The sequence below is a fragment of the Endozoicomonas sp. 8E genome, assembly GCF_032883915.1.
In the GTDB taxonomy this organism is placed as follows: Bacteria; Pseudomonadota; Gammaproteobacteria; order Pseudomonadales; family Endozoicomonadaceae; genus Endozoicomonas_A.
The window spans coordinates 6325355-6344281 of record NZ_CP120717.1; the positions used below are offsets into that span (position 1 = coordinate 6325355).

The 18927-nt window shown below is 47.7% G+C and carries 23 protein-coding genes and 1 pseudogene; 14 read left to right on the forward strand and 10 right to left on the reverse strand.

Annotated elements, in window-relative coordinates; all coding sequences use genetic code 11:
• Positions 1 to 50 precede the first annotated feature (50 nt).
• From P6910_RS21970 to fur, 4 genes are all read right to left on the reverse strand, one after another.
• Positions 51 to 887 (reverse strand): hypothetical protein, encoded by an 837-nt coding sequence (locus P6910_RS21970; RefSeq protein ID WP_317143392.1) that lies wholly within the window; start codon positions 885 to 887, stop codon positions 51 to 53.
• A gap of 176 nt (positions 888 to 1063) precedes the next feature.
• Positions 1064 to 1477: a hypothetical protein gene (locus P6910_RS21975; protein ID WP_317143393.1), complete on the reverse strand. Its 414-nt coding sequence runs from the start codon at positions 1475 to 1477 to the stop codon at positions 1064 to 1066.
• Positions 1458 to 2153 (reverse strand): DUF433 domain-containing protein, encoded by a 696-nt coding sequence (locus P6910_RS21980; RefSeq protein ID WP_317143394.1) that lies wholly within the window; start codon positions 2151 to 2153, stop codon positions 1458 to 1460. Before P6910_RS21980 ends, P6910_RS21975 begins: the two co-directional genes overlap by 20 nt.
• Positions 2154 to 2788: 635 nt before the next feature.
• Positions 2789 to 3196 carry a ferric iron uptake transcriptional regulator gene (gene fur / locus P6910_RS21985; RefSeq protein WP_317143395.1) on the reverse strand — a complete coding sequence of 136 codons (408 nt, stop codon included), beginning with the start codon at positions 3194 to 3196 and terminating at the stop codon, positions 2789 to 2791.
• A gap of 102 nt (positions 3197 to 3298) precedes the next feature.
• Between fur and P6910_RS21990 the strand changes: the two genes are divergently transcribed.
• Positions 3299 to 3676: an outer membrane protein assembly factor BamE gene (locus P6910_RS21990; RefSeq protein WP_317143396.1), complete on the forward strand. Its 378-nt coding sequence runs from the start codon at positions 3299 to 3301 to the stop codon at positions 3674 to 3676.
• Positions 3677 to 3709: 33 nt separating this feature from the next.
• Here P6910_RS21990 and P6910_RS21995 read toward each other — a convergent pair whose 3' ends face one another.
• The 3 genes from P6910_RS21995 to P6910_RS22005 all read right to left on the reverse strand — a co-directional run bounded on the left by P6910_RS21995 (position 3710) and on the right by P6910_RS22005 (position 6007).
• A complete protein-coding gene (locus P6910_RS21995) occupies positions 3710 to 4057 on the reverse strand; it encodes an RnfH family protein (protein WP_317143397.1) in 348 nt (115 codons plus the stop codon).
• Positions 4050 to 4481, reverse strand: coding sequence for a type II toxin-antitoxin system RatA family toxin (locus P6910_RS22000; RefSeq protein ID WP_317143398.1), 432 nt, complete (start codon positions 4479 to 4481; stop codon positions 4050 to 4052). Before P6910_RS22000 ends, P6910_RS21995 begins: the two co-directional genes overlap by 8 nt.
• A gap of 167 nt (positions 4482 to 4648) precedes the next feature.
• Positions 4649 to 6007 (reverse strand): sodium-dependent transporter, encoded by a 1359-nt coding sequence (locus P6910_RS22005; protein WP_317143399.1) that lies wholly within the window; start codon positions 6005 to 6007, stop codon positions 4649 to 4651.
• 483 nt (positions 6008 to 6490) lie between these two features.
• Between P6910_RS22005 and smpB the strand changes: the two genes are divergently transcribed.
• A complete protein-coding gene (gene smpB, locus P6910_RS22010; RefSeq protein ID WP_317143400.1) occupies positions 6491 to 6970 on the forward strand; it encodes an SsrA-binding protein SmpB in 480 nt (159 codons plus the stop codon).
• Between the two features lie 86 nt (positions 6971 to 7056).
• On the opposite strand, the gene P6910_RS22015 is transcribed toward smpB, so the two are convergent.
• The gene (locus P6910_RS22015; protein WP_317143401.1) at positions 7057 to 7593 is read right to left on the reverse strand and encodes a hypothetical protein; all 537 of its coding nucleotides are present in this window, start codon (positions 7591 to 7593) and stop codon (positions 7057 to 7059) included.
• Between the two features lie 229 nt (positions 7594 to 7822).
• Between P6910_RS22015 and P6910_RS22020 the strand changes: the two genes are divergently transcribed.
• The 5 genes and pseudogenes from P6910_RS22020 to P6910_RS22040 all read left to right on the forward strand — a co-directional run.
• Positions 7823 to 9016, forward strand: a complete 1194-nt coding sequence (locus P6910_RS22020; RefSeq protein WP_317143402.1) for a hypothetical protein — start codon at positions 7823 to 7825, stop codon at positions 9014 to 9016.
• Positions 9017 to 9410: 394 nt separating this feature from the next.
• A complete protein-coding gene (locus tag P6910_RS22025) occupies positions 9411 to 9983 on the forward strand; it encodes a polysaccharide biosynthesis/export family protein (RefSeq protein WP_317143403.1) in 573 nt (190 codons plus the stop codon).
• 174 nt (positions 9984 to 10157) lie between these two features.
• Entirely contained in the window at positions 10158 to 12371 is a 2214-nt protein-coding gene (locus P6910_RS22030) for a polysaccharide biosynthesis tyrosine autokinase (protein WP_317143404.1), read from the forward strand.
• 872 nt (positions 12372 to 13243) lie between these two features.
• Positions 13244 to 14416 (forward strand): nucleotide sugar dehydrogenase, encoded by a 1173-nt coding sequence (locus P6910_RS22035; RefSeq protein WP_317143405.1) that lies wholly within the window; start codon positions 13244 to 13246, stop codon positions 14414 to 14416.
• 132 nt (positions 14417 to 14548) lie between these two features.
• Positions 14549 to 14788 (forward strand): annotated as a pseudogene (locus P6910_RS22040) (type II toxin-antitoxin system Phd/YefM family antitoxin); the annotation flags it as partial.
• Between the two features lie 188 nt (positions 14789 to 14976).
• Here the strand turns inward: P6910_RS22040 and P6910_RS22045 are convergent.
• A complete protein-coding gene (locus tag P6910_RS22045) occupies positions 14977 to 15381 on the reverse strand; it encodes a PIN domain-containing protein (protein WP_317143406.1) in 405 nt (134 codons plus the stop codon).
• Complete coding sequence (locus P6910_RS22050) at positions 15381 to 15578, reverse strand: type II toxin-antitoxin system VapB family antitoxin (RefSeq protein WP_317143407.1); 198 nt, start codon at positions 15576 to 15578, stop codon at positions 15381 to 15383. Before P6910_RS22050 ends, P6910_RS22045 begins: the two co-directional genes overlap by 1 nt.
• 186 nt (positions 15579 to 15764) lie before the next feature.
• Here P6910_RS22050 and P6910_RS22055 point away from each other — a divergent pair, with 186 nt between their 5' ends.
• The 7 genes from P6910_RS22055 to P6910_RS22080 all read left to right on the forward strand — a co-directional run bounded on the left by P6910_RS22055 (position 15765) and on the right by P6910_RS22080 (position 18849).
• A complete protein-coding gene (locus tag P6910_RS22055) occupies positions 15765 to 16007 on the forward strand; it encodes a nucleotidyltransferase family protein (protein WP_317146580.1) in 243 nt (80 codons plus the stop codon).
• Positions 16008 to 16116: 109 nt separating this feature from the next.
• Complete coding sequence (locus P6910_RS26935) at positions 16117 to 16209, forward strand: AbrB/MazE/SpoVT family DNA-binding domain-containing protein (protein ID WP_410493847.1); 93 nt, start codon at positions 16117 to 16119, stop codon at positions 16207 to 16209.
• Positions 16210 to 16254: 45 nt separating this feature from the next.
• Complete coding sequence (locus P6910_RS22060; protein WP_317146581.1) at positions 16255 to 16506, forward strand: PDDEXK nuclease domain-containing protein; 252 nt, start codon at positions 16255 to 16257, stop codon at positions 16504 to 16506.
• A 422-nt stretch (positions 16507 to 16928) separates the two neighbouring features.
• Positions 16929 to 17171, forward strand: a complete 243-nt coding sequence (locus P6910_RS22065; protein ID WP_317143408.1) for a hypothetical protein — start codon at positions 16929 to 16931, stop codon at positions 17169 to 17171.
• 35 nt (positions 17172 to 17206) lie between these two features.
• A complete protein-coding gene (locus tag P6910_RS22070; RefSeq protein ID WP_317143409.1) occupies positions 17207 to 17623 on the forward strand; it encodes a nucleotidyltransferase substrate binding protein in 417 nt (138 codons plus the stop codon).
• Positions 17620 to 17874, forward strand: a complete 255-nt coding sequence (locus P6910_RS22075) for a UPF0175 family protein (RefSeq protein ID WP_317143410.1) — start codon at positions 17620 to 17622, stop codon at positions 17872 to 17874. Before P6910_RS22070 ends, P6910_RS22075 begins: the two co-directional genes overlap by 4 nt.
• Positions 17875 to 18558: 684 nt before the next feature.
• Positions 18559 to 18849, forward strand: a complete 291-nt coding sequence (locus tag P6910_RS22080) for a nucleotidyltransferase family protein (RefSeq protein WP_317143411.1) — start codon at positions 18559 to 18561, stop codon at positions 18847 to 18849.
• The last annotated feature ends 78 nt before the right edge of the window (positions 18850 to 18927 follow it).

An 18927-nucleotide genomic window follows, 5' to 3' on the forward strand; every position in this document is an offset into this window, starting at 1 on the left:
CAACAGCAAGCAGTCTGGTTACATACATACGAACATGGTTGATAAATAATTTAAAATATTTTATCAGAAAAAGCATTTTGAACTTCTAATAACCGTGCACTAACTGACCTGATAGTATCGTGCGTTTTAACGAGCTTACGGTTGTAGTGATTTTGCATCCACAAATCAGATTGGATCCTGCCTCTGGCATCATCTACTCGCTGTCTTGCACTATTGTCTCCAGTCAAAGCTAAATGAGTCATATTTAAAGCACCATCAACACTATTAAGTACCATTCGACCCTGACAAAAACTGGCCGATGCTGAGAAGCTTGCAGCTTCTCGTTCTAACTTATTCATTCTGATAACAAGTTCATCTTGAAGTTGAAGAAGCAGAGAGGCGTCGTAGTGATTTTGATAAAAGGTTTTCGCCAGATGGAGACGAGTTCTATCTTCAAGATCATCAATACCCAATTTATTATTAAGCTGAGTTGCGGCTCTGAATCCATCTTCGATCGTCTTTTTATCGTAGTAAGGTTTAGTAGCAGCATTTATAGCCTGTTTCAGAATATCATTTTCAATTTTACTCTTCATTTGGTGCGCACGAGTTTCATTAAATTTCATACCCGGCGTAACCAACCGTTTAAATGCGTCAGCAACTGCACCAACCATACGGCTAAAAATATTTTTCCTACCTGTTTCGGCTGTGACATTGACATTAACAAATCTGCCTTTATCTTTACTTTCGTGGACATAAACAGTGTAAGCTCTTTCTGCTTCCTCAGAGTAAAAGGTTACTTTTTCACCTTTGAACTTACCAACGTCGTTAGTTAGTGTTTCACCAGCTATGCTACTTTCCCATGACTTGATGTAAAAGTCAGTGGCTACTTGATTTCCCTGAATATTCATACGAATTACCTCCGTGGCAGTTAATATTTTTTAAAAGATATAGAAAATTCACCCTGACTATAATGACAACTCAGTTAGCAACACTGACAATCGACGGAAACAGCCGGGGTCATAAGGAAATTGGTGTCATTTTATTTTTTCCGCTCATTCAATGGTTGGGGATTGAAGAGCAAAGGCTATAGCCTGACCTGCTCGAATTTAGCAACCGCTCCATGATTCCATCTCACTTTAAATACAGAACCTCCGATCATCCGTTCAGCATGATCCATAATTGCAGGCCACCAGCGTACAAGATTATGAGCTTTATCCCAATACGCTCTTTTCGACCACTGTTTATCAAGAAAGAAAACGGTCAGGCCGCTTTGTCTGAGAGCCTCTTTTTCGGCATTGCTTTTTTTGAAACGATCCTGAGATATAATGACCCAGCTTCCTTCCTCGGCCAATGAGGTAATCCAGTCGACATCTTTAGCTTTAGCAGAAAACTTATCCGTCAAGGCATATATCTCTGAAGACTTGTCATAGGAACAAAGTTCCCGAATAGCATGAGCTAAACGCGGGAGAAGATTGTGGTCAATGAAGTATTTCGCCATTAGCAATCCTTTGTTCAAAAGATACTGCTGCTGTCACGGCCGACACATCAATCTCGTAGAGCGAGGCAACCATTCTGGCATCTTCACCTTCAGCTAACCAGCTATGGTAGAGCGTTTCAGTCGTGATGCCAGTCTCAGTGATAATGGGCTTACCAAAAGCACGCTCTGGATCAAGTACTACTTTCCTGCTGTTACGGATTGGAAACCAGCGCAAGGCACTGTTCTCACCACTGTCGTATTCTATACCACTATAGAGCGATGGTTTGATGATCTTATTGAATACGTTTTGCTTCTTAACCAGATCCACCAGACCTTCCTCACCCGTTTCTTCCGTAACCTGGGCAAAAACGCTGCGCCCATCAGTCTGAAATCGCTTACAGGTAAAGGGGTAGGGTTGATCAAAGTATTCTCTTGCGGCTTCAGCAGCCGCACGAAGAGCGGGCATGGATACGCCATAATTACGAAATGCATTAACAAACCGAATTTCCAGAAGGTCCTGAAAACCAACGGTTTCTTCAACCTCATCAACTAACGGGGAGTGCCATAAAGGAGGATGATAAACACGATTGCCAGACTTGTGACCATAGACCCAACGACGAATTTTTTGCGCCTTGATGCCAGTCAGAACCGATGCCTCAGAGATACTGTAAAGACCAATGCCAATTAACGATGTCAATTTGTACCTCCCATGTTGTGCATTTTTCTGGCTGGTAAGTAAACATCAGCATTATGCAGATGACAAGTCAATCGGCTGTGCAATCCATTGTTTGAAGCGCAGACACAGTAAGTACTCAACCATACGAAATCATATTTTCTGACTTATTGTTCAGGCACTCGCGGCAACTGCTCCTGCGTTGCTCTAGGAGCCTGACCGAGAATAGCGCCCGTAGCGAGGACGGCAGAAAATTGAGGATGAAAATTCGGTTTTGTAAGGAGAATAGCGAGCTATTTGACGAACAAAAGCGGATTTTCAGACCAATTTGCTGCCGCCGCACGACTGCATGGATGCAGGAGCTAGAGCAACGCAGGAGCAGTTGCCGCGTAGGGCAGTCTATTCTCGGTCAGGCTCCTAGCTCCTGCATCCATGCAGTCGTGCTGCGTTGCAACTCTGGTCACATAGCTTGCTATGTTCCCGTCGTTGCGCCTTGCAGAGCACCTGACCAATAAGCCAGAAATATTCGATTCCGTATGGCTGAGTACTTATGAGTTTTGGCAGGGAGTAGAGTATTCAGCTGAATGAAAAAAACGCAACCCACAAAAAAAGCCGATACACTGTGACCGGCTTTTTAAGAAAACGTGTTCCAGAATAAATCAGGACTTTTGTTTTGGCTTTACGTACAGCACCAAATTGTGATCAACAATCTCGTAGCCATGCTTATCAGCAATCTCTTTTTGACGACGCTCAATATCTTCATCGATAAACTCGATGATCTCACCACTTTCCATACAGACCATATGATCGTGATGTTCACCTCTGGCCAGCTCAAACACCGAGTGCCCGCTGTCAAAGTTGTGCCTGATCACCAGACCGGCCCCTTCAAACTGGGTCAGCACCCGGTAGACGGTAGCCAGACCGACATCTTCTTCTGCTTCGAGGAGTGCCTTGTAGACATCCTCCGCACTCATATGAAGGCCCTGAGAGCTTTCAAGAATCTGAAGGATTTTGACACGAGGCAGCGTGACCTTCAGACCCGCTTTGCGCAACTCTTGATTTTCCAACACGTTTCCCTAACCCTTAGCATTTAGCAGGTAATCCCTGCTATTATCACACTTTTAAGCCTAACATTCATTTTCGAAGAAGATAGTGGAAGTCTGAAACCGATGCAAAAACGTCCAGCCCTGACCACCGTTGTTCTCAGTGCCGCTGCTCTTCTGGCTGGGTGTGCCAGTTCAACAGACAGTGGCTCCAAACTCATCAGCTTCCCCGGTGTTTATAAGGTCGACATCCAGCAGGGTAATGTCATTACCCAGGAAATGGTCGATCAGCTTCGTCCGGGAATGACCCGTAACCAAGTCCAGTATGTTATGGGCACCCCTCTTATGGAAGACGCCTTCAACCGGGACCGCTGGGATTATATTTCCAGTCTTCAGCCTGGTGGCGAACAGCGCACCCAGCAAACCCTGACTATCTTCTTCAAGGACGACAAACTTACCTCTATTGAAGGAGACTTTCGTCCCGGTGCAGGTAAGACACCTTAAAACAGCTTTGATGACTGAAAGAGCAGCTTACCCTCAGGATGCAGCTGCTTCTTTCTTGAGTTTTGCTGTCTCCGCACGCTTCTTGCGCACTTCTTTCGGATCAGCAATCAATGGTCGATAAATTTCTATCCGGTCACCTTCTTTCACTGCCTGATCGGCAGGTCTGATAACCGCTTTGCCAAAGATACCCAGTTTAACAGAGTCCCAATCAATCTCAGAAAAAATCGACTCCATCCCGGATTGTCTGGCAGCATCAAGTACTGAAGTACCTTCTTTTACATCAACAGTCAGGATTCGGTAATCATCCGGCCTGGCGTAAGCCACTTCAATGCTTACTCTGGAATCTTCTCCCGGCTCTGACCGGTTATTGTTTTCAGCCATAAAGCTGCTCCGCTCTTTGACAGAAGGCATCAACCATTTTATTCATTGCCTTATTGAACACTGCACCGACTGTAGCCCTGAGCACCGGGTTGGATATTTCGAAATCCAGCTCCAGAGACACCTTGCAGCCTTCATTGCCCAGCGGTTTGAATGTCCAGACCCCATTCAGCTTTGAAAAAGGCCCCTTCAGCAATGACATTTCAATAGACCGATTTTCCACCATTCGGTTCCTTGTGGAAAACTCATAACCCAGACTCCCTTTTGACAGCTCAAGAGCGGCTTCCAGCACCTCTCCTTCCTGCTTCAGTATTCTGGCCCCGGAACACCAGGGCAGAAACTCAGGATAACCTTCAACATCAGCCACCAGCGGATACATTTTTTCTACTGGCTGCATGATCAGGGCTGAACGGGAAACTCTTGGCATGACGCACTGCAAATTTACAAAACAAGGGTCGGCGAGCATACCACATTGTGAAAGCTATTGCTTTCGGGGCTGTGAAGGAAGGACAGTGCAAGTGAGCCGGGAAGGCTTGGGAAGAGCGCAGCCACAAAGCTACGCTCTATACTGATTATGATTTAAAAGAGTTCAAATCATTTCAGCGCTGTGTACAGAATCATAGCTACCGCTGCAGGCACAATGATACGAGCCGCAAAACGCCATACATTGAAAAGACCGACACTCATAGCCAGTTCGTTAGACATAACAGAACGCTTAATAACCCAGCCGGCAAAGATCGCTGTCAGAGCACCACCCAAAGGCAACAGGAAGACGTCGGTCATGTAACCCGCCAGGTCAAAGATAGTCTTGTCGAAGAACTTGACGTCGGCCCAGATGTTAAAGGAGAACACAGAGCCCAGACCTACCAGCCAGATAGCACCGCCAATCAACCAGGTTGCCAGCACACGATTGATAGCGAAGCGCTCAGTCACCCAGGACAGAGAGGGCTCAATCAGGGAGATGGCTGAACTCAGGGCAGCGATACCAACCAGCGTGAAGAATATGAAGCCCAGAATCGACCCGCCAGTGATATTGGCGAAGGCAGAGGTCAGGGAAACAAACAGCAGACCGGGTCCGGCAGAAGGTTCAAGACCGTGAGCGTAAACAATCGGGAATACGATCAGACCAGAGATGATGGCCATCAGGGTATCCAGGAATGCAACATTCAGTGCTGTACGTGGAATAGAGTTATTGGCAGGCATGTAGGCACCGTATGCCATCAGGGCACACATACCCAGACTCAAGGTAAAGAAGGCCTGACCCATTGCCGCCACAACCGCCTCACCAGTAATCTTGCTGAAGTCCACATCGAACATGAAGTGGAAACCACGCATAAATTCACCGGTGGCCAGAATACTGTAGCCCAGCATGCCAAACAGCAGGACGAACAGGGTTGGCATCATAACCTGCAGACCTTTTTCCAGACCTTTATGGACACCACGAGCAGTTATCAGAACGGTGATAACCATAAACAGTGTGTGCCACAGAATCTGTCTTGGTGCCGAGGCCGTCAGAGCTTCAAACTCACCGCCAATCTGATCAGCCGTCATACCATTGAAAACACCTGTCAACAGATCCCAGGCGTAGGACAGCGCCCAACCGGCCACTACGCTGTAGAAGGTCAGAATGATGAAGCCGGTGACCATACCCATCCAGCCAATCACTTCCCAGCCACGAAAGACACCCGCATCGCTGGTCAGTTTACGCATGGCATTCAGGGGACTCAGGCGGGTTGAACGACCAATGGCCGTTTCAGCCATCAGCAAAGGAATACCTACCAGCGCGATACACAGCAGATAAACCATTACAAAGGCACCGCCCCCGTACTGACCAGCAATGTATGGGAATTTCCAGATATTACCCAGACCAATGGCAGAACCGGCCGCAGCCAGCATAAATGTCCAACGGTTGTTCCAGGTTTTACGCGAGGTTGTCGGGTTTTGTCCTGACATGAGACTCCTCAATGATGTACAGCAAAATTCTAATTGAGTGAAACCTTCATGCAGAGTGCTGCAAAGATACTTCGAACAACACTGCATTTAATTGCAAGCCGCCCGGGCTATTCAGTCTCGAATCAGACAATCAGGAAAAGGAGCTCAAACGACAACCAGCTTGAAGAAGAGAGTAGAGTCATTACTTACAGCCAGGGGCACAAATAACAGCCCACTCAACACCGGATAAAGCAGCTACCATAAAGCTTTCACTGGAGCATGAGGGCGACGCTGAGCATTGTATCGGTTTAATTTCTCACCTCAACCACTTTTTCCTACAATCACCACAAAAAAAGAAATATCCTCCAAAATAGTTTACAGACCAGATTATTTAACCTGAAAAATGTAAGTCCCGGACAAATACGAAAAACCGTCAGGAGCCTGAATGAGTATAAGTCATAAGCAACGACTGGTTTTATACTCTATCCACGTTATAATCCGCGCATGGCTAAAAGATCGAAAAAAAACGGTAAAGGCGACTCCTCCATTGTCGTCAACAAAAAGGCCCGTCATGACTACCATATAGATGAGTCATTTGAAGCAGGGCTGTCACTGGCAGGCTGGGAAGTCAAAAGCCTTCGCATGGGCAAGGTGCAGCTGGTAGACAGCTACGTTCTGCTCAAAGATGGCGAAGCCTGGTTGATTGGTGCCCAGATCACTCCATTGGATACGGCGTCTACCCATGTGGTGGCAGACCCTCTGCGCGACCGCAAACTGCTGTTGCACAGAAGAGAGCTAGCCAAGCTGTTCTCGGAAACTCAACAGAAAGGTCATACCTGTATCGCTACCAAGCTCTACTGGAAAGGCCATCTGGTCAAATGTCAGGTAGCCCTTGCCCGAGGCAAGAAAGAGTTCGACAAGCGAGCGGCCACCAAAGAGCGTGAATGGAATATTGAAAAGCAGCGGGTTATGCATCGGGGCTGACAGGTTAAACTTTTCAGGATCGCACAGCAGGTTCAGCTAATCAGAGAAGAAAAGCTTGCCCCCGGATGCTCCGGGAGCAAAAGGCCTCAGTTGGGACTGATCTCCGGCGGCCTGTCACCCGCACCTGTGTTAGGTGGAGGTGGTGGCGGCACCGTGGTGTCAACAGCCACTTCTGTTTGTTCCGCTTCAATCTCCGTCTGTTCCGCTTCTTCTGTCGTGCCCTCAGTTTCCGCCAGTGCCTGCTCACAGTTTGCGGCGGTCTGACCAATCGCGCCCTGCAAAGCAGCATTGCCTGCTGAGGCGGTCATCAACGCAGCAGCCACCGACTCTTTGTTCTGTTCAGAAACCGCACAAGCCGGAAAATAGACAATTTGCTTCATCTGATCCGGAAATTCAGCAACCGCAGCCACCACCAGTGAAGCCAGCAAGTCTGGTTGATCCTGCAACTTTGCGGTAACCCCTGAAATCAGCGCTTCAATGGATTGGTCATCATTTTCCATGGCCTTGGCCAGTGCCTGCTTGACGGGCATGGTCGCCAGATCTTGCGCGAGGTCGGCCCGGACACTACCCGAGAGGGCCGCCATCATCAGCGCAGTGGATGCAAATATGAGTTTTGGTTTCATCGTTGTTCCGGTTACGGTTCCTTGGATATGCAACTTTTATACAGCAACTGTCGCATCCATGTACAGGCAGGGAGTGCGAGAAATTACATTAGCAGACCCCAAATACAAACTGGCAAAAGTCTGACAGTGTCTGTTAATTAGCAGTAATAGACATTAATATACTGGCTTATCCAAATGGACGTTGTTTATATTACACCAGCCGTTCCAGTTTAAGGTAGAGACAGTTAGCATGAAGGGAATAAAGCAGCTCAGCACAGTAAGCCTGCTGGCAATGTACGGTACGAATGCAATGGCTGCCGTTGAGGATGCAGGCCATATCAATCTGGGTCCTGTGGAAATGGTACCGGTAGTCAGTGCCGGTATCGGCTACGACGACAATGTTTACCGTAAAGGCGAAGGCGAACTGGCGGATAAAGGCTCTGCAGTTTATAAGTTGAATGCAGAAGCGCAGTTCCGAGCCCAAACCGGTCTCAACACTTACGCAGCAACCCTGGCAGCCCGTAACACCAATTTTTCCAGCCAGTCCGACGCCAATTATACCGACGTTGGCGTCAAGGGAGATATCCATCAGGAATTCACCAGCCGCCACCGGCTGGATGCCGGATTTGACCTTGGCCGCTACCACGATGCTGGCTCCACTGTTAATGATGTCATTGATAAGTCCGCACCGGAATATAATCGCACCCAGGGCAGTCTCAAATACGGCTTTGGTGCCCAAGAGGCGATAATGCGTGCCGACCTGTTTGGCAGCTACAACAAACAGAATTACAGAGCGGGTGGCGAAGATAAAAATACCACTGAATATGGAGCCACCGGCTACTACCAGTTTATGCCCAAGACCAACGCCCTGGTAGAAATCAAGGAGCGCAAGCTGGACTACACCGAGGAACAAAATGCCGCCTACGATATCACCAGCTATCTGGTGGGCTTAAGCTGGGATGCCACCGCCAAAAGCAGTGGTTATGCCAAACTGGGTCGCCGTTACCGGAATGCCACTGGCACAGAACGTCAGGATTATACTGGCTGGGAATTGGGTGTAAGCTATCTACCGGTGGACCACTCACTGATTCAGCTGAGCACCACCCGGGACTACGGTCTGGAATCGGAAGACCCGGCCAGTGCGGACTTTACCGAGGGCACCACAACCCGACTCACCTGGGAGCACCAGTGGACCGGAAAAATCAACACCCGAGCCAGCTACAGTTATTCCGACGAATCAATTCAGGACGGCACCGGCGTTACCGAGAAAGAGCGCAAGGTAAAACAGCTGGGTTTGGCGGTAGACTGGAACATCAAACATAACATTCAACTCTCTGCCTCCTGGCAGCACGTCAGCCGCGATGAAACCGATAAAAACGGCTTCACCGGTGCTGAAGATTATAAGCGAGACTACTATATGCTCACGGCCACATTAGCTCTCTAAAAGACTGTCGTCGCTTGCTTCCAGTTGCCGGTAAAAGCGTCAAACTGTTCCTTTTTCTGTTCTTTTGCGGGCTGTTCGGTTTTCAGGCCCGATTCACGCCTAACACCTGCAAATTGGAGAACGATACTCAACCTGCTTCCGGGTAACCCCGGTAAACAGGTTGATCTGGTGCAATACTTTGCTACGAGGAAGGAAATCTTGTTATTTGCTGAATATTTCTGCTGTTTTACCTGATTTTTAATCAGCCAACCCGCGAAAGGCCCTATTTTTCAGAAGGCGAGAAACGTATAGCATGATATGCTATTATGCCTGCTTTTTTTATTCAGGACTTTTTTCAATCTATCACCTCAGGGAAACCTCAGCCTTTTCAGGAGATTTCAATAGGGTACAAGCAATGATTTCCAGACAATACCTAACCAACCCACAGCGGAAGCTGACGACTTTAGTCGTTTTACTATCAATCATGGTCTTTAGTAGTGGCCTGCTGGCCGCCAACCCCATGAGCCTCTCCCGCTATAAACTGGGTGCAGGGGATGAAATCATGATCTCCGTTTACGGTGAAGAAGGGATGGAGAAAGAAATAATCCTGACGGATGCGGGCAGTATTTCCTATCCGTTCCTTGGAGAGTTTCGCGCCAAGGGTCTCACCCTGGGTCAGCTACAAAGGCTGATAACGGAAAAACTGAAAGACGGCTATTTCATTGACCCTCGGGTCAGCGTCTCCATGGTGAAGTACCGCAAGTTTTTTGTCACCGGTGAAGTCAAGGAACCGGGGGGCTTTCCCTTTGAACCGGGGCTGACCCTGGAAAAAGCTATCGCTCTGGCGGGTGGTTTTACTCAACGGGCTTCTAAAAAAGGCATCATCGTCACACGCGATGAAAATGGCAGTGAGAAAGAAAAGGAACTGTCGCTTAATGGTTCGGTTCTGCCCGGTGACATAATCGTTGTCAGTGAAAGCTTCTTCTAGGAGGGCTGACCGAGAATAGAGCCTGAAAAATAAAAGACTATTCTCGTACAACATCTCAGAAAACCGGTAGCTAACTTGACTCTTTTTCAGCAATCACGGAGACAGAGGCATGAAGTTTTTCTTTTTAAAACAACTTTTCCTCCATGACTCCGTGGCAAAAAATATATACCCGATATGAACACAGAAACCCGACAGGCATCATCGCCACCCGAAGCCCCTGCAAAAACAAGATTGCCCCGAGACGAAGAGATTATCGACCTTCGCCAGATTTTCCATGTACTCAACAGTCACCGCTGGGCGATTGTCGGTTTTACCGCTACGGTCACCATGGTGGCAATATTCGCGGTGTTCTCCATGACACCCATCTACCAGGCCACCGCTACCCTGCAAATCGAGCAGGAGCAAGCCAAAGTCCTATCTATTGAAGAGGTCTACGGCATTGATGGTGGAACCGACAGCTACCTCAACACCCAGTTTGAGGTGCTGAAGTCCCGTGGCGTACTGGAAAAGGTAGTCAACAAGCTTGACTTGCTGAACAACCCGGAGTTTAACGGTCGACTGAAAGAACCCCCCCGGTATGCAGGCATGTTGGACTGGCGCAGCTGGTTCGGCCTGAAAGAGCCGAAAGCGCCGGAAGATCCGGGCATGATCATGCGCGATACCATCAATGCACTGTCAGCCAGTGTCTCCATTGAGCCTGTGCGAAAAACCCAGATTGTAAAAATCCATGCCCAATCCGAAACCCCGCAACTGGCAGCAAAAATCGCCAACGCCATTGCCAACGCCTATATCGAATCCTACATGGAAGCGAAACTAGCCCTAACCCTGAACGCCACGGACTGGATGCAGGGCAGAATGGGTGAGCTCTCCGAAAAGCTGAGAGTGGCAGAACAGGAGTTACAGGACTACCGTGAACAGGAGAACCTGATCGAGCTGGAAGGGGTACTGAACGCTTCCAGCGATGAACTCAAGGCGCTGACCAATGCCCTGGTGGAAGTGCGCCGCAAGCTGGCGATATCTGAGAACATCTATAGACAGATCTCTACCGGTGATACGCGCAAAGGCGACAATGCATCCCTGCAGGCGGTGCTTAGACACCCGCTGATTCAAAATCTGAAACAGGAGAAATCAAAAGTTCAACGACAGGTAACGGATCTGTCCCGCCGTTACGGCCCGAAACATCCTGATATGATTTCGGCAAGGTCTGAACTGAAAAGTATTCAGGACAACCTTAATCTCCAGATTCGCACCATCGTCGAAGGGGTAGAGCGGGAATACGAAATCGACAAGGCCAATGAACGCAGCTTGACTGCGGCGGTGGAAGCGCTGAAAAAACGCATTCAGGCAACCAACCGCAAAGAGTTCCGCCTGCGTGCCCTGGAGCGGGAAGTACAGACCAATAAAGACTTGTACGACGCCTTCTTCAAACGGATTCAGGAAACCTCGGCTACCAGCGACCTGCAGACCGCCAATGCCCGTATAGTGGATCAAGCCTTTGTACCGAACTCGCCGATCAAACCGAAGAAAAAGCTGATTGTTGCCGTGGCAGCGCTGATGGGTTTGCTGATCTCCTGTGGTATCGCCTTCCTGCTGGAAATGCTGAACAACACTATTCGCACGACGCAGGACGTAGAAGATAAGCTAAACCTGCCGGTAATGGGGGTATTGCCAAAACTCACCGATAAAGCCCTGCTCGACCGTGTGTTCAACCTGTTTACCGACAAGAAGCAGGCTTCATTCGGGGAGGCGGTGCGCACCATCCGGACCAGTGTCAACCTGACCGCAATGGACGAGAAACACCGGCTTTTTGGTGTCACCTCAACAGTACCCGGTGAGGGTAAATCAACAGTGGCCTCCAACCTGGCGCTGGCCCTTGGGCAGCTGGGCAAAACCCTGCTGATTGACTGTGACCTGCGTCGCCCGGTGGTGGGTAAAAACTTTCACGTCAAAGGGGGTTCTGCCGGGCTGGCCAATTTAATGGCCAATACCGCCAAAGTGTCCGATGCGGTGCATAAACTGGAAGGGATTGACGTTATTCCCTGCGGTATGGTGCCCCCGAACCCACAAGAACTGCTAGCTTCTGATCGACTGGCAAGCCTGTTGACCAAACTGAGGGAGCATTACGACTACATTGTACTGGACTGCCCACCGGTACAGAACGTCAGCGACGTATTAATGGTTTCCCGCCATTGTGACGGGCTGGTCTATGTAGTGGAAGCCGGCCGTATGCAGGCCAATGCCGTCAACGCGGCGGTTGGTCGACTGCTGCAGGCTGGAGCTCCGGTAACCGGAGCTGTGCTGAACAAGATTAATCCGAAAGCCAAAGACCCTTACGGTTATAACCAGCGGTATTACGACACAAACGGTTACTACTCCGGGGCTTCCTGACCTTTGTTTAGCCACGAAGAGCACTAAGGCTTAAAAATGGCCTTAGGCTCTTGGTAAATCGAAAAATACTGTTTTATGTCAGGGGGAGCAAGCCAGGCTGAGGCTAAAAAACGGGAGCCTTAATACCTGTTATTGATAGGTCAATTGCTGTAACAGCTATGATCCATGGTCGCATATTCGCCACTCGCAATATTGATGATGCACGACAGAGTAAAAGTTATAGATTTAATGCCTTAGGTAACTTCTATTTCTTTAAATATAAGAAGATTGTCCAAAAATTAGACACCAGTTTGTTAAGTTACTGAGCCAGTGAAATTGCCAAAAAAAACCACTCAGGACTGCGATAAATACGCCCTGAAAACAACGACTTATGGAGTTTATGCGCACTTACCTCAACGTGCGTTCAATACAAAACTTATATCGTACTTGAAATGTAACATTGTTGCCGTAAAATGTTTCTCCATTGTTATCGGGGTGCTAGATCTCTCTAATTTTTCCCTGTCTGCTCATACCTGCACCATTGGTTGTCAGTGGTGTTCTTTTTTTATTTGACAGGCAGCGTGGTTGGCGGTGTAAGCAATACCTGTTACCGAAGCCGTATGGCTAGACATCACAACTCGACGCTGGTTGTTTCAGTAAAAAACCGAAAATCTGACGGGCGGTAGCGTGGTTTTTCTAATAGTAACAGTCGTCTAGCACTGCCAGATTCCATGAATTCCGGTTAGTTTATCTAACCAGTTTCAGCTCCTGCGCCTGGCGACCCTAAGCAAAATTAACGTTTCACGCATTACAAAGCACTTATGACTGGTTTGGTCAGGCTGCTTTGAGAATACACGATGACATTTGACACTCTAAATACGCAAGTGGCCCCAATGCCTAAAGTTGCAATAGCCGGAACCGGGTATGTCGGTTTGTCCAATGCCATGCTTTTGGCCCAACACAATGAAGTGATTGCGCTGGACATTATCCCTGAGAAAGTGGGCATGCTAAACGAGCGCCTCTCACCGATCGAGGATGACGATATTGAACGTTTTCTGCGCAATGAGAAGCTTCATTTCCGGGCAACTCTGGATAAACAGCAGGCATTTGCAGAGGCTGATTATGTCATTATCGCAACCCCTACGGATTATGATCCGAAGACCAACTACTTTAATACCGAAAGTGTTGAAGCGGTGGTTCGTGATGTGATAGACATCAACCCGGATGCTGTCATGATCATTAAATCAACGGTACCGGTAGGCTTCACCCGGCAATTAAAAGAAGACACCGACAGCAACAACATCATCTTTTCTCCGGAATTCCTGAGAGAAGGTAAAGCACTGCACGACAACCTCTACCCTTCTCGAATCATCATTGGTGAACAGTCAGAGAGGGCAAAAAAAATAGCAGAGCTGTTTGCCCAGGGTGCGGAGCAAAAAGATACCCCCGTACTTTTTACTAACAGCACCGAAGCCGAGGCCGTGAAACTGTTCTCGAATACTTTTCTGGCACTCAGGGTTTCCTACTTTAATGAACTGGACACCTACTGTGAAACCCACGGTATCGACTCACGGCAAATCATCGAAGGTGTTGGGTTGGACCCAAGGATTGGTAGCCACTACAACAATCCAAGCTTTGGTTATGGCGGCTATTGCCTGCCAAAAGATACCAAGCAGTTGCTGGCCAATTATCAGGACGTGCCCAATAACCTGATCAGAGCTATTGTTGATTCCAACACCACTCGAAAAGATTTTATTGCCGACTCCATTCTACGGCGCAACCCTGAAGTGGTCGGTGTTTTCCGGCTGGTGATGAAATCGGGCTCCGATAACTTTCGTGCATCGGCCATTCAAGGTGTGATGAAACGGATAAAAGCCAAAGGGATTAAAGTGGTCGTCTACGAGCCGGTGCTGACTGAAGATGAGTTCTTTCATTCAGAGGTGATCAACGATTTGGAAGCCTTTAAAGCAGTCAGTGATGTGATTATTGCCAACCGCAAAGAATCTGATTTGGAAGATGTTGCGGAGAAAGTTTATACCCGTGATTTATTTGGGGTCGATTCGTGAAGTCAGGGCGGGTCTGAGTTTTTCTTATCTTTTTCTGCCGTCCTTACTGCGGGCACTCTTCTCGGCCAGGCAGAGTCAGAGAATACGTACTATGTTACTTGCGTTGATGCTGAAAGAATCAGGAGAAAATCCATGAGTGCCTACAGTGCCAGGGAAGCACGTGCAAATCTGTGCCGTTTGATTGATGAAACTGCCCAAAACCATAAGCCAGTGCTCATTACCGGCAAACGCAATAATGCCGTATTGATATCTGAAGATGACTGGAGTGCTATTCAGGAAACACTGCACCTGCTCAATATACCGGGTATGCGAGAATCTATCTGCGGCGGATTAGCCAGTGATATTTTAGATTGCAGCGAGGAACCCGGCTGGCGAGTTGGAAATTGGTATACACACCCAGCTGGCCCAAAAGATAAGAAGAAAATCAGGCTCACCGAGAGAGGGAAACCGGGGTCACTTTTAGCATCGTGGATTATTCAACGGTCAGTCGGATGTGTGCGCAATATATAAACTGAACCTTACCCTGTTCCCTTTTTAACTTTTGAAAGGTTTAACTTTTTTTAAAAATCAGCATACAAAGTAACAGGTATATATTTCCGGTAGTGAATAAAGTCTTTATCCTTCGTCAGTACAGGGATCTGGTGTTTGATTGCCATGGCTGCAATCAGAAAGTCGGTATGAGAGCCCTGAACCCCGTTTCTGCGGCAGATATTGGCTTGGGTCGCAGCACTGATATAGTCCATTTCCATAATCGGCAGCAGATCAAACGCACTCAGTTTTTCACACAACCGAGTGAATTGCTCATCGTATTTAATGCCGGTTAACACTTCTTGCAATATCGGGCCAATCATCACAGCCCGGTGTTGGCGGATTAATCTCTGCAACAGTATTGTTTCTTCAGGTATGGATTCAGTCCTGCGTCGGCGCAGTGCAGCCGACCATACACAGGTATCAACAAGCACCATTATTTTCTTCGGGCCTCTTTTTTAGGGGGCTGAGCGTGGTAATCAATGGTGCCGAAATCATCCAGTAGTTCCAACTGCTTGCGGTGGCGAATAAATTCGGCGAGAGCTTCGTTAACGGCTGCTTTTTTGGTTTTGTAGCCACCCAGCTGTTGGACCTGAGCAATCAAGTCGTCGTCTATAGCGAGGTTTGAAGGCATGTTATCAACTCCTACACAATGGTTTACACAAAAAATCAGTTTAGCCCGAGTGCTCATCCATTGCCAATGGCTGAACAATCGCAAAACATGAGTGATCGACTGTAGACCAGGTAGAAACGACTATCGGCTGAGGCATCCCATGAGGCCATCGGCAGCATAAAAAAATACCGGGTAAAGATTAAGGCCATCATAAAAGAACATAAAGCGGCCAATGCCAGAGTATTTGGCTCTGTACTGAATGGAACGGACACCGAAACCAGTGACCTGGACATACTGATTGACCCAGATCAGGGCATGACCCTATTTGATATTGGAGCGATTCGCCACAAACTAAAGCAGCTAACCGGTGTAAAAGTTGACATCTTGACCCCCGGCTCACTTTCAGACTCAATCAGAGAAGAAGTTCTTAGCCGGGCAGAGCCGATATAAAACTGAAAAATTCCCCAACCTCAGTTTTTTGGCCTGAATCTGGTTTCCTACTCTTCGCACCTTAAAGTAAAACTATATTAGTATTACCTTAAGGTGCAGGTAGAAAACCATGAGAGTATCTAAAAATGGACAAGTCACTATCCCTCGGGAAGTAAGGAAGGCACTCGGGATTTTCCCGGTAATTAAAATTGCTGATGCCTAGCCGGACTTCACCAAAGAACCAAATATCCAACAGACTGTTGGACAAATTCCCTGGGGGCATAACCTGCTTAGCCAGATCAAAGCAGAGCATGATGCCCCGAGTATTGGCCTGTTGCTGTGCAAGAGGCGCAACAAGGTAGTGGCCGAATATGCCCTCAGGGATAATGCCAAGCCCATTGGTGTTACAGAGTATCTGCTGGCCCAGACATTGCCAGATGAATTGGAAGATAAACTGCCCAGTATTGAAATGATTGAGAAAGAAGTATCCCTTCTTCCTGAAGAAAGAAATTTTGATTAAACAGGACAAACCTGTGATTCACCCGTTATATTTGCAATGCCTCCAGGAAAGACGAGTTAGAGCGAGATCCAACTTTTATCCAAACCAACACTTAAAATTATGTTTGATTTTGCCGGTAGCTACGCTAAAGTTCCGTTTAACAACACCCCTTCCGCTTCCCGTCAGATCAGCGCACTGAAAGGGGTTACTTGTTTCTGGAAACCTACAAAATCAAATAGTTATCTTGCAGGGATTGATCTGTGAGTTCATCAATTACGAAAGCTATACAAAACCTTTGTCGTCTTAATTCATACAATGAATATCATTTACAACTCGTTCCCACACTCTGAGTGTGTCGCAAAACTCTCTCCAGCGTGGGAACGAGTTGACTCACGTCATTACCGGCTTAATTCTCGTCATTCCCGCGAAGGCGGGAATCCACAATGACTCACCACCAGAACCATAATGCCCGGTGCCCCCCTGGCTTTGTCATCCCCGAGAAGGCAGGGATCCACCGTTGGCGCTGGATTCCCGCCTTCGCGGGAATGACGACCTCAGAGCATGGGAACGAGCTGTTGGAGCTTCGCGACACCCTCGCTCTGCGTGGGAATGCTACCTTCACTGAAAAGCAGACTCTACAGCGTGAGATAGGTATGGGTTCCCACGCTGGGACCCACAGGACCTAAAAGCATGGGAACCAGAATTTTGCGACACTCTCTAAATGGTTGACTTTGGGAAATTCAAGCAGTCCCTTGTGCTACTGGAGTCGCAATTCGGGAATTGGCAAACTCTGGATACGTCCTTACCCACATGGATTCAGGAAGCAGTTTCTGAATCCGTTATCCGGCGGTTTGTAATCTGCTACGACAGCTTATGGAAAGCCCTGAAACGCTACCTGAAAGAAGGCCTTGGTCTCCCTGATGTGCCTAACAGTCCAAAGCCGCTGTTTCGGATAGCCAATGAAAACCGCTTACTAACATCTGATGTTGCTCAGTGGTTGATATACGCAGACACTCGCATTGGAACTTCTCACGACTACGATGGGGAAAAAGCAAAAGCTGCACTGAATATTATGGATGCCTTTATCAAGGATTCCGTAAAGTTTTATGTAACCATGAGCGGTGAAACCTGGTCATGAAAACAGCGTTGGAAACACCTGACCTAAATGCTCTGTTGGGTATTCCCTTTACAGACGAACTGCTGGAACAGGAAGTGGCAATTAATCTTGCCATGCATTTGTTTCGAAATGACCTGGTTACCCTTACTAAAGGGGCCAGGATAACCCGGGTTCCCCTGGTTGATTTTATCCAGATGCTGGGTACACAAGGCATTCCTGTAGTTGACCATGACCCTGCGGATCTGGACAGTGACCTTGAAAACCTTGGATAAGCCGAGGATACTTCGCAAATCGTATCCGGCAGCAGCCAAATAATTGCCTTTGATAATCACCAGAAATTCAACACCAACAGTGAAAATCAGCTTTTTACACTGACTTCCCTGCTGTTTCTTAAGAAAGACATCAATGGGTTTACGCACTATTCGGCTGAAAGTTGTATAGCAGATATGGAAGACCTGAAACCAGCAGCTATTTTTTATGATCCTTACGGTTCAGGTGCTTAACCCAGATCACCAGTACACAGACAATGGAAAAGAATATAGCCAGAGTCCAGGCGAAAGCGTTCATCTCAATCATGCTCAGTCTCCAAAAGCAAAGCGAGATAGACAGGGGCGAATGAGGTGGCCATACCAAAGTAGACAATAGCAGCAATCATTTTTTCCTGAAAGATTGGTTATAGTACAGCCCCACCCAATGGAAGCTTGACAAGATCGCAGCTAAGCGCAGCCATTCTTTTACGTTGTTTCTTATTCATTGGTACCACTTTTATATTTTTTCAGAGATTGAAAAAGTAGACCATTAGACGCAAATGCATGATGAAAGACCTGACCCCGGTTTTTCATGACTGAGCAGAGCAACAGTTAGTGATGCATAATGAAAGACATTCCTTCGAATTTCGTTGTGATCCAGGTTTTTTGTTAAAGTATATGTAGAAACGATTCTGGCTGAGGCAACCCATGAAACCATCGGCAGCATTAAGAAAATACCGGGTAAAGATCAAGGCCATTATAAAAGAGCATAAAGCGGCTAATGCCAGAGTATTTGGCTCTGTACTGAATGGAACCGACACCGAAAGCAGTGACCTGGACATACTGATTGATCCAGATCAAGGCATGGCCCTGTTTGATATTGGAGCCCTTCGCCACAAGCTAAAGCAGCTAACCGGTGTAAAAGTTGACATCCTGACCCCCGGCTCACTTTCAGACTCAATCAGAGAAGAAGTACTTACCAAGGCAGAGCCTATATGAAACGGAAAAATGCACTAAGGCTCGTGGAGTACCTTTCTCACATCGTTGCGGCAGTGGAACAGGTATAAGAGTACACCG

Bases quoted from the DNA above. Each gene is read 5' to 3' on its own strand.
- P6910_RS21970 (WP_317143392.1), bottom strand. From the start codon at position 887: ATGAATATTCAGGGAAATCAAGTAGCCACTGACTTTTACATCAAGTCA.
- P6910_RS21975 (WP_317143393.1), bottom strand. From the start codon at position 1,477: ATGGCGAAATACTTCATTGACCACAATCTTCTCCCGCGTTTAGCTCAT.
- P6910_RS21990 (WP_317143396.1), top strand. From the start codon at position 3,299: ATGCAAAAACGTCCAGCCCTGACCACCGTTGTTCTCAGTGCCGCTGCT.
- P6910_RS21995 (WP_317143397.1), bottom strand. From the start codon at position 4,057: ATGGCTGAAAACAATAACCGGTCAGAGCCGGGAGAAGATTCCAGAGTA.
- P6910_RS22000 (WP_317143398.1), bottom strand. From the start codon at position 4,481: ATGCCAAGAGTTTCCCGTTCAGCCCTGATCATGCAGCCAGTAGAAAAA.
- P6910_RS22005 (WP_317143399.1), bottom strand. From the start codon at position 6,007: ATGTCAGGACAAAACCCGACAACCTCGCGTAAAACCTGGAACAACCGT.
- smpB (WP_317143400.1), top strand. From the start codon at position 6,491: ATGGCTAAAAGATCGAAAAAAAACGGTAAAGGCGACTCCTCCATTGTC.
- P6910_RS22015 (WP_317143401.1), bottom strand. From the start codon at position 7,593: ATGAAACCAAAACTCATATTTGCATCCACTGCGCTGATGATGGCGGCC.
- P6910_RS22020 (WP_317143402.1), top strand. From the start codon at position 7,823: ATGAAGGGAATAAAGCAGCTCAGCACAGTAAGCCTGCTGGCAATGTAC.
- P6910_RS22025 (WP_317143403.1), top strand. From the start codon at position 9,411: ATGATTTCCAGACAATACCTAACCAACCCACAGCGGAAGCTGACGACT.
- P6910_RS22030 (WP_317143404.1), top strand. From the start codon at position 10,158: ATGAACACAGAAACCCGACAGGCATCATCGCCACCCGAAGCCCCTGCA.
- P6910_RS22035 (WP_317143405.1), top strand. From the start codon at position 13,244: ATGCCTAAAGTTGCAATAGCCGGAACCGGGTATGTCGGTTTGTCCAAT.
- P6910_RS22045 (WP_317143406.1), bottom strand. From the start codon at position 15,381: ATGGTGCTTGTTGATACCTGTGTATGGTCGGCTGCACTGCGCCGACGC.
- P6910_RS22050 (WP_317143407.1), bottom strand. From the start codon at position 15,578: ATGCCTTCAAACCTCGCTATAGACGACGACTTGATTGCTCAGGTCCAA.
- P6910_RS26935 (WP_410493847.1), top strand. From the start codon at position 16,117: ATGAGAGTATCTAAAAATGGACAAGTCACTATCCCTCGGGAAGTAAGG.
- P6910_RS22065 (WP_317143408.1), top strand. From the start codon at position 16,929: ATGACTCACCACCAGAACCATAATGCCCGGTGCCCCCCTGGCTTTGTC.
- P6910_RS22070 (WP_317143409.1), top strand. From the start codon at position 17,207: ATGGTTGACTTTGGGAAATTCAAGCAGTCCCTTGTGCTACTGGAGTCG.
- P6910_RS22075 (WP_317143410.1), top strand. From the start codon at position 17,620: ATGAAAACAGCGTTGGAAACACCTGACCTAAATGCTCTGTTGGGTATT.
- P6910_RS22080 (WP_317143411.1), top strand. From the start codon at position 18,559: ATGAAACCATCGGCAGCATTAAGAAAATACCGGGTAAAGATCAAGGCC.